The organism is Pseudomonas sp. FA117 (genome assembly GCF_057370475.1).
In genome coordinates this window covers 3040460-3052871 of record NZ_CM170675.1, presented here as the reverse complement: position 1 = coordinate 3052871, position 12412 = coordinate 3040460, and the positions used below count along the sequence as shown (strand labels likewise).

The following is a 12412-nucleotide window of genomic DNA, read 5'->3' as shown; positions in this document are numbered from 1 at the left end:
CATCCGTTGAACTCGAGGTTCTGCATGACGCTCAGTCCTTTGGCAGGCAAGCCGGCTCCGGCCAGCGTGCTGGTCGATATTCCCCGCCTGTTGACCGCCTACTACACCGGTCGCCCGGATGCGTCGATCGCATCGCAGCGCGTGGCCTTCGGCACTTCGGGGCATCGAGGCACTTCGTTCGAGCTGAGCTTCAACGAGTATCATGTGCTGGCGATCACCCAGGCGATCTGCCTTTATCGCCAGGAGAAGGGTATCGATGGCCCGCTGTTCATCGGTGCCGACACCCACGCGTTGTCGGCGCCGGCCAGCGCCAGCGCGCTGGAGGTCCTGGCGGCCAATGGCGTTCAGGTTCGGTTGTCCAAGGACGATGAATACACCCCGACCCCGGCGGTGTCCCATGCCATCCTCTGCTACAACCGCGGGCGCAAACAGGGCCTGGCCGACGGTATCGTCATCACGCCTTCGCACAATCCTCCGCAAAGCGGCGGTTTCAAGTACAACCCACCCAACGGCGGGCCGGCCGACAGCGACGTGACCAAGTGGATCGAGGCCAAGGCCAATGAGCTGCTGGCTGCAGACCTTGCGGGCGTCAAGCGCATCGAGCACGCCCAGGCCCTGCAGGCCGCCACCACCCAGCGCCACGACTACGTCGGCAGCTATGTGGCCGACCTGGGGAACGTCATCGATTTCGAGGTGATCCGCAAGGCCAACCTGCGCCTGGGCGTCGATCCGCTGGGCGGTGCCGGTGTCCGCTACTGGTCGGCCATTGCCGAGCACTATGGGCTGAACCTGGAAGTGGTCAACACCGAGGTCGATCCGACGTTCCGCTTCATGTCGGTCGACTGGGACGGGCAGATCCGCATGGACCCGTCCTCGCCCTACGCCATGCAGGGCCTGATCGGCCTGCGCGAGCGTTTCGACGTGGCCTTCGCCTGCGATCCGGACCACGACCGCCACGGTATCGTTACCGCTGATGGCCTGCTGCAGCCGAACAACTACCTGGCCGTGGCCATTGACTACCTGTTCCGTCACCGTCCGCAGTGGCGCCAGGACGCCGCCGTCGGCAAGACCGTGGTCAGCAGTGGCATGATCGACCGTGTCACGCAGCGCCTGGGGCGCAGGCTGCATGAGGTGCCGGTCGGCTTCAAGTTCTTCGCCCAGGGCCTGTTCGAAGGCTCGCTCGGCTTTGGCGGGGAGGAGAGTGCAGGGGCTTCGTTCCTGCGTCTGGACGGCAGCGTCTGGGCTACCGACAAGGACGGCCTGATTCCGGCCTTGCTGGCCGCCGAAATGACTGCACGCACCGGACGCAACCCGAGCCAGGCCTATGATGACCTGACCGCCGCCCTGGGCAAGCCCTACGCCACCCGTGTGGAAGCCAAGGCCGATGCGCGGCAGAAAGCGCTGCTGGGCAAGCTGGTGCCCGAGCAGGTCAAGTCCACCGAGCTTGCCGGCGAGCCGATCGAGCAGATCCTCAGCCACGCGCCCGGCAACGGCCAGGCCATCGGCGGCCTGAAGGTGATGACCGCCAATGGCTGGTTTGCCGCACGGCCTTCGGGTACCGAGGACATCTACAAGATCTACGCCGAGAGCTTCGTCGACGAGGCCCACCTGCAGCGCCTGGTGCAGGAAGCCCAGGCTTTGGTGGATGCTGCGATCAGCTGATTGGCACGAGGCAGCCGAGAAGCACCGGATCGTTCCTTTCGCCGCTTGATCCGCGACGGGAACGATCCGGTGATCTGCCTCAGGCCACATCCACCAGCACGATCTCGCTGTCTTCGAGCGCTGTCACCCGCAACACCTCTTCACCTTCCACGGCGATCCCGTCACGGGCCTTGGCCTGTACGCCGTTGGCCTCCACCACACCCTTGGCCGGCACCAGGTAGCCGCGCCGACCGGTATCGAAGCGGTACTCGGCGCTTTCACCTGCGCGCAGGGTGGCAGCTACCAGGCGGGCATCGGCACGAATGCGCAGGGCATCCTGGTCCTCGACACGGCCACTGGCCAGGGTCACGAAGCCTTCGCCTCGCTCGCCCTTGGGGAAGGGACGAGTGCCCCAGGATGGCGCCTCGCCAACCTTGTCCGGCACGATCCAGATCTGGAAGATGCGCGTATCGACCTTTTCCAGGTTGTACTCGCTGTGCACGATACCAGTCCCTGCGCTCATTACCTGGACGTCACCGACTTCGGTGCGGCCCTTGTTGCCCAGGTTGTCCTGGTGGCTGATCGCGCCTTCACGGACATAGGTGATGATTTCCATGTCCCGGTGCGGGTGCGGCGGGAAGCCGCTGCCAGCGGCGATCAGGTCATCGTTCCAGACGCGCAGGTTGCCCCAGTGCATACGCTCGGTGTCGTAGTACTCGGCAAACGAGAAGTGGTGGTGGGCGTCGAGCCAGCCATGGTTGGCGTGACCCAGACTTTCGAAGGGGCGCAGTTGCAGCATGATCAGGTCCTCGGTAAGTGGGAATGACGCCATGATGCCCTGTTCATGTATCGAAAATAAGCGTAAATATCGGCTCAAAAGTATCGGTTAAATCGATTTATAATGATGCTGTAAATTCTACGTTTCATCGCCTAATCCCATGATATGCAAGCATTCGCTGGCACTTTTCAGCATATCGGTGGAACATGCCTGATCGATCTGATCAGCGATGGAGTGAACGTGTCCCTCGAGCAGCCACCGGTGCCCCCGGACCTGACCCCGCCTGCCCAACTGCCCTGGTTGCGCCGGCTCGCCGCACGCCTGCTCGGGCGCGGGCTGAGCCGCTTGCAGGCACAGCACCGTGACTCCTGGTTCCTCGGCCACGCGACCGGTCAGCGCACCGGTCACGCCGACGGCCTGCGCGACGGCTATGAGCGTGGGCGCGCAGAAGGCTTCGAGGCGGGGCGCCAGGTGCTGGTGATCCGTGACAACCGTGCCGATAACGCGGCCGTGCCCGGCCAGGATGACAAGCTGTTCGACGATTGGCGCCTGCCCCTGAGCAGCGAGCTGAAGAAGCGCTTCAAGGCCGACGTCGCCCAACGCCTGCCTGCCGATGCCCAGCCGAGCGCCGCGCAGTGGAAACTGATCTTCAGCGACACGCCCACCACCTGCGTGGTCGCCGGCGCCGGTGCGGGCAAGTCCACCTCGCTGGTGCTGCGCATTCTACTGCTGCGTCACTACCTGGGCTTCGAGCTCGACGCGATGACGGTGGTCACCTTCACCCGTGAGTCGCGCAAGGACTTCATCAAGCGTCTGGTACAGGTGTTCACCCTGTGGCAGATCGATCTGCAACCGGCCCGTGCCCGTGAGTTGGTGCGGACCTTCCACTCGCGCATCCTGCCTCTGGTGCGCAGCCTGCCGGGCTTCTCCCAACTGCGTGCGTTCGAGACCCTGGGCAGTGATGTTCCGGCCGGCGCAGAAGCCGAAAGTGAAGGCAATGCCTTCGACCTGCGTCTCAACGATGCCCAGCGCCAACAACTCAATCTGTGCTACCGCGACCTGCTGCGCGACAGTCCGCGCTTTGCCGAGCTGGTTGCGGTGATGCGGCGCGAGGCCCTGCAACTCAAGGCGCTGGACCCTGATCATCCGGATGTGCAGAAACGGGTGCAGGTGACCCAGCTCGCGGCCCAGCGTGACGAAGAACTGTGTGACGTGATCGAGGACCTGTGGTTCGCCGCAGGGGCTTGGCCGATCAAAGGGATCGAACCGTGCCGGGATACGGTGCAGATTCGCGGCCAGCGTTTTCATGTGCATGGCCGCCTGGAAGGGCTGGATGCCTGGGTGGTGCTGGGGTTCGATTCGAGCGAAAGCGCGCAGTACCAGCGTCCCGGGGCCAAGCTGTCGGTGCGTGCAGAGTGGGCTGTGAAACGCACCCTGTTTCAAGCTTTCTGCGATAAGCCACTGATTTGGCTTGATAACTACGTTGCTGCCAAGCGCCTCGCCGCATCACTCGCAGGCGATGCGGTGGCGGGGCCAGGGTTCGAGTTCAAGGTCAAGGGCGAACTGGCGGCGGCGCCCTTGCTCGATGCCTTCGTCGGTGCAGCGAGCTTCATCGAGAACCTGGGGCTGGAGGTTGGCCCGGCAGTGGCCGGGATGAGCTTTGCGCCTGGCGACAGCGATGCAGCTTTCTTTGAAGCGCTGGCGCTGTACTGGAAAGCCCTGGAAGCGCACCTGCTGGGTCTTTCGCCGCCGGTGATGACCTACAACCGCATGTTCGCGCTGTTCGGCGAGAACAACCCGGAGAACCTGCAACTGCTGCCCGACCCGTTGCTGCGCCCGCTGGCGCACCTGATGATCGACGAATTCCAGGACGTCTCGCCACAGATCGTCAGCTGGCTGCGCGCCACGCTGGCGGAAATCCGCAGGCGCGGGCCGGGCATGCACACCGGGCGCAACGCCACGTATTCGTCATTGATGTGTGTAGGTGATGACTGGCAGTCGATCTACGGCTGGCGGGGCAGTTCGCCGCAGTACTTCATGGACTTCGCCAGGACCTTCCCGTCGCCGGCCACTACCCGGGTGATGCTGACCGAGAACTATCGCAGCCAGCAACACATCATCGATGCCGCGGAGCATCTGGTACGGGCGACGCCCGCGATCAGCGGCAAGAAGGCCAGGGCCAGTGGTGCTGCGGCCGACCTGCCGCTTTCACCGGTCAAGGTTTTCGAGCGCGATGAAGCCGCATTGGCGCAAACGCTGATCGAGCATTACCAGCGTGGCGAGTCAATCTTGATGTTATTTAGAAAAAGTAACGATAAGTTATTGATATCTGAGCATATCGACCACTTGATAAAGGCTGAATCCAACCTGCCGCCCGAGCAGCGCCGGTTACGCCAGCTGACGTACCACAGTGCCAAGGGGCTCCAGGCCGATGCGGTATTCATGCTCGGCGACTGCCAGTACCTGAGCAGTTCACCCTACAAGAACCAGGCCTACCGCATGGCAGGCCTGGGGCGTGCAGGTGATGCGCAGCCTTTCGATACCGCGCAGAAAGACGAGGTGCAGCGACTGGCCTACGTCGGGGTGACCCGGGCGATCAGGCACTGCTACTGGCATGTGGAGATGGCCTCGGGTGAAGCTGCGGCGCTGGCCCGTGCTTCTGCCCAGGTCCAGGGGCGGCAGGTCTTCTTCGAAGACCTGCGCGGCCAGTGAACGGCCTCAGGTGTTTTCCTCCTTGCGGGTGTAGCTTTCGTACAGCCCATTTTCTACCTTGGCCTGCTCGTCCATCAGTGCCCGGGCAGCGGTGTGGTATTGGCCATCGTTGAGCTCCATGCGCTGCAATTGGCCATCCTGCGCGGGCAACTGGACAGACAGCGCAGTTTCCAGCGTGCTCCTGACCGATGCGGATAGGCGGGTGATGGCTGGGGCAGTGGCGTCCAGGCAGTAGTCCAGATAGTCAAGGCCCGGTTGCCAGAACTCGATGTTGTCGGCGAACACCTGCGCGTGAGCCATGCGCAGGCTCTTCTTCCAGGTCGGTTGCTCGAGCAGCCAGCGTACCCGTGCGTCAGCGTTGGCTCCCATGCGCCTGACGTGCTCCACGACGTTGAACCTGACCCTGGTGTTGAGCCTGGCGGTAGCGGCGTACAGCATGTCACTGCCGGGCTCGGGGTAATCGAGCTCGTCAGCCAGGTCCTGGCGCAGAGACAGACGGACTTCGATGTCATCCACCGGACCGTCGATCAGTTCGTTGTCTGGATAGGCTGCTGCGTCGTCGAGCGGGTCAAGCGGTGGTAGGGCCTGTTGTTCACCGCTGCGCCGCGCTTGCAGGGCTGCCTTGCGCAAGGTTCGCGCGAGTGCAATGCGGTCGGCCAGGTCGTTGACCTGTGCCCTGCGGTAGAGTTTGCCCAGCAGCTGCCACTTGCTCCTGAGTGTCTCGTCGCCTGTGCTGATTTCCTCCAGGCTGACCTCCGCTTCCAGTGCGCTGAAGGCGTCCGAGCCCGCGTCCCCACAGGTCACCGGATAGGCGCCAGCGACCTCGTTCAGGTGCTCGCGCAGCTCGGTATTGCTTGCGGCCTTCTCGAGCAGCCGCCAGACGCGCACGCGCAGTCGCTGCGGTTGATAGCGGGCCTCGGCAGAATTCCTGAGGATGGACAACTGGTCGAACAATGGGGCGTTTTCCTGCATACCTTGCATTTCCTGCCAGTTCTGCAACTGGCTGTCGTTCATGCCCTCCCGCCAGAACTGCTGCCACTCCTGCAATTGCTCAAGGTCATCCTCGTACACCGTCAGCCCGATGCTGCGCAGGCGTGCGCGGGTCTGCTCTTCGTGCAGGTTGTAGTTGAAACTCCAGCGCCGGCCGGGAACGTGCGCGGCGATGTCCCGTGCGTAGGGTGTGACCAGGATGGTGTCGAGGTCTTCAGGGGTATCGATCTCATTGAACGACAGGTCGAGTTCGCGCAACTGGTACTGGGCCTGGCTCATCAACGTCGTCAGGCCATCCGGCCATTCGGTGAGCGCGGCGTTGGACAGTCTGAGGCTGGACAGGCGCGCCATGTAGCGAACGTCCGGCGCTTGTCCGAGGGGATTCATCGACAGGTTCAGCTCGCGAAGATCGATCATGTCCTGGAACTGCTCGGCCATGGCCTGATCGAGGGTGATACGGTTGCGGCTCATATTCAGGGCATCCAGCCGGCGTCCTGCGAGCAGAGCGAGATCTGGAGCGGCAAGCACCAGGTCGTTTCTGCTCAGGTCGAGTGTTCGCAGGTGAGGCATGTTGCCCAAGGCCGCCTTCAGCTCTGTGGAAAGTCCTGTCAGGGCATTGTTCTGCAGATTCAGCGTGCGCAGGCCAGGTGCCGACTGCAGTGCCTGGGCCAGCTCAACGGCATTGATCCGGGGATTACCCGTGATTGCGAGTTCCTCCAGAGCCGGGAACGATGCGAGGAGTGTCGGTTGCACGCTCTCCAGCTCAAGGCCATTGATCTTCAAGCGGGTAATCGCCGGGAATTTTGCAGGCAGGTCAGGCAGCGTGGCCAGTCTTGCCTGGTCCAGCGTCAGTTCGCCCGCCCCCTCGCGGCGCCAGGCCTGCTGCAACCGTTGTGAAACTTGCGCTCGGGCGTCGTGCTCGATGACATCGGTGGCGGACCACTCCCAGGTCCGCAGGCTTGCTTGTAGTTGCAGGTATTCGGCTTCCAGGCTTGCGAGGGCTTCTCCGAGATTTCCTGCACGGCCGAGCGTGCCTTCAAGCGTTGCACGCTCACTATCGGGCATCTCCGGATAGAGTGCACGCAGCCGTGCAGCGGGCCCTCCGCGTCCCATACGTCCGCTGAGGGGGTATCCCAGACGCCCGTTGCTCAAGCGCAGGGGGGAACGAAATCCGGGACGCACGGGTTGCTGGCCAATCAGACGGGCGGCTGCGGTGCGATCGGCAATCGCCGCTTCGAAGAGCTGCGCTCCTGTCTGTAGCGGGTTGCTTTGCAGCCCCGTGCGCAGCAAGGGCGTATCGGCCGTGGCAAGGTTCGGCTCGCGAAGGCCGAGAATGGCGCGGCTCAGGCGAATATCGGCTTGCAGCAGCCGGGCCTCCTCCAGTATTCGCAGCGGCACCCGGCCGTCGTCTGCCATCAGCAGTTCCAGCTCTGCAGTGCTGGCGCGCGCAACGAGCTCCTCCTGTGCACAGCCTGGCAAGCTGCCGAACTGCGCCTTCAGGCGTTGCATGCCGACGTCCGGAGGTATCTCGTTGCCTTGCACCAGTTTGGCAGCGAGATCCTTGCGCTGCACCTGCATCTGTTCGGCCAGCCGCGCTTGCAAGGCGGCGACGCGTGATTCGTGCGCATTGTCGAGGGGGGCCAGGGTCTGGCCCTGGGTTTCGTCCATCTGTTCGAGAACGACCTTGACCAGCTCTGCGTTTTCCAGTTCGTCGCGGCTGATCTGGATCCGTGTATCGGCGAAACGGGCAGGGCGCGGATAGGTGGTCGATTCGCCCCAGCGTTCGCTACCTGCAAATACTTCCAGCACATGGTCCTGTGGCCATTCGGGCAGGCTGGTCAGGATAGTGGCAACGGGCGTTCTGTGGGCAGCGATCGGCAAGCCTTCGCGCACTCGGGCGATCATCCGGCTGACCTCCTGATCGGCGCTCAGGCGCAGCAGCGCGTCCTGCAGCTGAGAAGGTGCCGGCTTCTGCTCGATCAGTTGGCGGCGCAGCACGTCCTCGTCGATGCCTGTGCTGGACAGCGCGGCCCTGCGTGTCTCGGCATCCAATCGTTGCGCTGCCGGACCTTGTCGCTCGATCAGGGTGTCGCTGTCCCAGCCGAGCGGGCTGTCGTAGGCCAGGCGCCAGCCCCCGGCCTGGTTGTGCACCAGTGGCGGGTTGTATGCCTGGTTGTCGCTGGGATGGCGGACGCGCCATTGACCATCGTTGTCCTGGAATTGCTCGTAGAGGGTGTCCTGCAGCCGGATGTACGTCTTGCCCGCATACCGATACTGGCCCTGGGGGTCAGGGTCCAGCGTCACCGGGAGCTCGTCGTTGCTGGCGTACCCCTGCATGTCCGGATGCCAGAGCAGTTCCTTCCCGGCGTGGTCGATAGGGGTCATTTCGTCGACGAAGGTGGAGGAGTGAATCGCAGCACCTCCTGCGACGGTCAGGCCGGTGATGGCCACGTTGACCAGCAGCGACTTGAGCTGGGCCAGAGCCTGGGCATTGTCGCCATCCTCCCAGGCCTGTACCGCATAGAACGCGCTGCCAACGATCTGCGAGCCACCCAGTGCAAGCATGACCGGCGACAGTGCCGGCACATAGAATGCGGCAATGTTGACCACGTTCATGCCCATCTCAAGCCAGAACTCGATGCGCTCGCGCCTGGCGTCGGCGTCCACATCGGCGGTCGGTACGGCGATGGCCCTGGCATCTGCCTTGATTCGTGCGACGTGCAGATGCTCCAGCTCCAGCCAGGGATCGGCGAGGAGGGCGGTGCTGACCTCGAGCTTTACTTTCGGGCGAGCGCTCAGCGCTGTACCGTCGCTCGCATCGGCATTGCTGTAGAGACGACCGAGCAGCTTGCGCTTGAGCGCGGGCTGCAGCTTCGCCGGCGCCTGGGCGATGATTCGATTGCGAAAAGGTTCTTCAAGCAGGCGTTGAGCGAAATGCGTACGGGCTTTGCTCCACGAGGCGAACTCGCGTACGGGTTCGTCGTCTCCAGGGAAGTACAGCACGACGGGATTCACGGCATTGTCGTCCGCCGGGCCGATCAGCATCAGGTCATGGATAGGCGTGCCTTCCAGGCTGATCAACCAGCAGTGCAGGGCTTTGCCAGCATAGGTCGGCTTGTCGCCCGGGCTCGCCAGGCCGTGCAGCGCGAGGAAGCCGGTGCTGCTGATGTGCCCTTTGAGTTCGGCGATCCGGGTGTGGACGCGCAACTGTTCCTGACGTGCCTGTATCGACAGAGCCTGAATCTGCGGCCCGTCGTTGCCATCGAATACCGAGGCCAGGTGGTTCTGGTAGTTCTGACCCAGATCTGCCGTGCGGCAGGCGAAGATGAAATTGGTCAGGCTCAGCCTCGAGGGCGCGCGAGTATTGTTGCGATCGGTTTGCAGGCCCGCGAAGCGGGCCGTATCGGTCACGCCCTTGAAGTTGTGCAGGGCGGCTTCCAGCAAGGTCTGCAGCCGCCGTTCGCCGTGGGGGCTGATCGTCGACTCGCCGAGCGGAGCGAGCCCGTCCTGTCTCGGTTTATCGACAGTGGCGGACTGTTGGTAGACGCACATCGTGTCGACCGATACCTGACGGGGCAGGTGTTTTTGCAGCAGTGGCCTGCAGTACTCGGAAACCCCCTGCAATGGCGCCAGCAATGACGCGAGCGCCTTCACCGTGCGGTCATGTGCCTCGATGGCGTTGCGCAAGCGGGTTTGCTGCGCGTCGGTGGCGTCGACATACCAGTCGTAGGGAAAGCCATCGGCATCGATCCAGGCTTTGCGCTGGCTGGCTATCAGTTGGCTGGCGTGTGCAGGGTGCAGGTCTTTGCTCCAGGTGGGCAGGTTCCTGAGAATCTGTTTGTGGTGAATCGGAGGAGAGGTGGTCATGACGGACTTCCGGATCTAGGGAACATGCATCAAATCGCGAAACCCCTGGCCCAGAGCGGTAGATACCTAGCACAATGACGGAGGCCACTACCAGGAGTCATGCCATGCAGCCTTTCGCCATTCGCCATATCGATCACCTGGTCCTGCGGGTCAGCGACCTTGCGCGCAGCGTGGCGTTCTACCGCGACGTGCTGGGGTGCCGGGTAAGCAAGGAGCGCCCCGACCTGGGCATGATTCACCTGGCGACCGGTACTTCGATGATCGACCTGGTCAGCCTGGAGGGTGTGCTCGGCCAGCCAGGTGGCGCAGCGCCGGGGCAGAGCGGGCGCAACCTCCATCATTTCTGCCTGGGGATCGAGCCGTTCGATGAGCAGGCACTGACGGCCTACCTGCAGGCCGCCGGCGTGGTCGTCGAGCCCGCCGAGCAGCGCTACGGCGCCGAAGGTGAAGGCTGGTCCCTGTACTGCTACGACCCTGATGGCAACCAGGTCGAGCTCAAGGGGCCGACCCGCCTGCAACAGGCGGACTGAGCCGCAGCTGGATATCCGCGCAATCCCGATTATGCTTCAACTTACCTTGCTGCGATCCTGGGCAGCGCGCCCCGTCGTGCTTCGCGCAACCGTAGTCCTGCTTAGACCCGGGGCCAGGGTGCGATGCTGTTTCTTTTGAGGTGCTCCGGCCTGACATGAACAAGACGGAGGCAACCCATGGCGGCAATCGACAGCACATCGACGGGCAGTGCGCCCCAACGCGGTATCAGTCGGGAGGAGCGCAAGGTCATCTTCGCCTCGTCCCTGGGCACGGTGTTCGAGTGGTACGACTTCTACCTCTACGGCTCGCTGGCGGCGATCATCGCCAAGCACTTCTTTGCCGGCGTCAACGAAACCACCTCGTTCATCTTCGCCTTGCTGGCCTTTGCCGCAGGCTTTGCCGTGCGGCCGTTCGGCGCGATCGTGTTCGGCCGACTCGGCGACATGATCGGGCGCAAGCACACCTTTCTCATCACCATCATCATCATGGGCCTTTCAACGGCGGTGGTCGGGATATTGCCCAGCTACGCCAGCATCGGTGTGGCGGCACCAGTGATCCTGATCACTTTGCGCCTGCTGCAGGGCCTGGCACTGGGTGGCGAGTATGGGGGCGCCGCCACGTACGTGGCCGAGCATGCACCGCCCGGCAAGCGCGGCTTCTTCACCTCGTGGATCCAGACCACCGCGACGCTGGGGCTGTTCCTGTCGCTACTGGTGATCCTCACCTGCCGCACGGTGATGGGCACCGAAGCCTTCGAAGCCTGGGGCTGGCGGATTCCGTTCCTGATCTCGATCCTGCTGCTGGTGATCTCGGTGTACATCCGCATGCAACTCAACGAGTCGCCGGTGTTCCTGAAGATGAAGGCCGAGGGCAAGGCGTCCAAGGCACCGTTGACCGAGTCGTTCGCGCGCTGGGACAACCTCAAGGTGGTGATCATGTCGCTGCTCGGCGGCACGGCAGGGCAGGCGGTGGTGTGGTACACCGGCCAGTTCTATGCGCTGTTCTTCCTCCTGCAGACCCTGAAGATCGACCCCCAGACCGCCAACCTGCTGATCGCCGGCTCGCTGCTGATCGGCACCCCGTTCTTCATCCTGTTCGGCAGCCTGTCCGACCGCATCGGACGCAAGAAGATCATCATGGCCGGCTGCATCCTCGCGGCGCTGACCTACTTCCCGATCTTCAAGGGCCTGACCGAGTATGGCAACCCGGACGTGTTCGTTGCCCAGGAGCAGAATCCGGTGGTGGTGATCGCAGATCCGGCCCAGTGTTCGTTCCAGTTCGATCCGGTGGGCAAGGCGAAATTCACCAGTTCCTGCGACATCGCCAAGAGCCTGCTGGCCAAGCGCGCGACCCCCTACGAGAACGAGCGTGCAGAGCCTGGAAGCGTGGCGCAGATCCGTATCGGTGAGCGCGTCATCCCGAGCTTCGAAGGCACTGGGCTGGCCGCAGCGGATCTCAAGACGCAGGGTGATGCATTCACAGCAACCCTTACCGGCGCGCTGAAGGAGGCCGGTTATCCCGAGAAGGCCGACCCTGCGAAGATCCACTACCCGATGGTGCTGTTGCTGCTGACCATCCTGGTGATCTACGTGACCATGGTCTACGGACCGATCGCCGCCTGGCTGGTCGAGCTGTTCCCGGCGCGCATCCGCTACACCTCGATGTCATTGCCTTACCACATCGGCAATGGCTGGTTCGGCGGATTCCTGCCGACGGTGGCGTTCGCCATGGTGGCCGCGACGGGCGATATCTACTACGGGCTGTGGTACCCGATCGCGATCGCGGTGATGACGGCAGTGCTGGGTATCTTCTTCATGCCGGAAACCAAGGATAGGGACATCAATCACGCCTGAACGCCCAGGACCGGACCGGGGAAAATCCACAGGAGCGGGC

At 63.4% G+C, this 12412-nt stretch carries 6 protein-coding genes; 4 read left to right on the top strand and 2 right to left on the bottom strand.

From position 1 onward, the window contains the following. Positions 1-24: 24 nt before the first annotated feature. A complete protein-coding gene (gene pgm / locus AC1TXO_RS14005) occupies positions 25-1662 on the top strand; it encodes a phosphoglucomutase (alpha-D-glucose-1,6-bisphosphate-dependent) (protein ID WP_486402316.1) in 1638 nt (545 codons plus the stop codon). 79 nt (positions 1663-1741) lie between these two features. On the opposite strand, the gene AC1TXO_RS14000 is transcribed toward pgm, so the two are convergent. Continuing rightward, positions 1742-2440 carry a pirin family protein gene (locus AC1TXO_RS14000; RefSeq protein ID WP_486406839.1) on the bottom strand — a complete coding sequence of 233 codons (699 nt, stop codon included), beginning with the start codon at positions 2438-2440 and terminating at the stop codon, positions 1742-1744. A gap of 144 nt (positions 2441-2584) precedes the next feature. Here AC1TXO_RS14000 and AC1TXO_RS13995 point away from each other — a divergent pair, with 144 nt between their 5' ends. Beyond that, positions 2585-5131 (top strand): UvrD-helicase domain-containing protein, encoded by a 2547-nt coding sequence (locus tag AC1TXO_RS13995; RefSeq protein ID WP_486402315.1) that lies wholly within the window; start codon positions 2585-2587, stop codon positions 5129-5131. 6 nt (positions 5132-5137) lie between these two features. Here AC1TXO_RS13995 and AC1TXO_RS13990 read toward each other — a convergent pair whose 3' ends face one another. Next, positions 5138-9808, bottom strand: a complete 4671-nt coding sequence (locus tag AC1TXO_RS13990; protein WP_486402314.1) for an NEL-type E3 ubiquitin ligase domain-containing protein — start codon at positions 9806-9808, stop codon at positions 5138-5140. Between the two features lie 284 nt (positions 9809-10092). On the opposite strand from AC1TXO_RS13990, the gene AC1TXO_RS13985 reads away from it, so the two are divergent. Next, on the top strand, positions 10093-10518 hold the full coding sequence (locus AC1TXO_RS13985) for a VOC family protein (protein WP_486402313.1): 426 nt from the start codon (positions 10093-10095) through the stop codon (positions 10516-10518). A 177-nt stretch (positions 10519-10695) separates the two neighbouring features. Further along, complete coding sequence (locus tag AC1TXO_RS13980) at positions 10696-12372, top strand: MFS transporter (protein WP_486402312.1); 1677 nt, start codon at positions 10696-10698, stop codon at positions 12370-12372. Positions 12373-12412 lie beyond the last annotated feature (40 nt).

Coding starts and splice junctions, on each gene's coding strand:
- pgm (WP_486402316.1), top strand. CDS start 25: ATGACGCTCAGTCCTTTGGCAGGCAAGCCGGCTCCGGCCAGCGTGCTG.
- AC1TXO_RS14000 (WP_486406839.1), bottom strand. CDS start 2,440: ATGCTGCAACTGCGCCCCTTCGAAAGTCTGGGTCACGCCAACCATGGC.
- AC1TXO_RS13995 (WP_486402315.1), top strand. CDS start 2,585: ATGCAAGCATTCGCTGGCACTTTTCAGCATATCGGTGGAACATGCCTG.
- AC1TXO_RS13985 (WP_486402313.1), top strand. CDS start 10,093: ATGCAGCCTTTCGCCATTCGCCATATCGATCACCTGGTCCTGCGGGTC.
- AC1TXO_RS13980 (WP_486402312.1), top strand. CDS start 10,696: ATGGCGGCAATCGACAGCACATCGACGGGCAGTGCGCCCCAACGCGGT.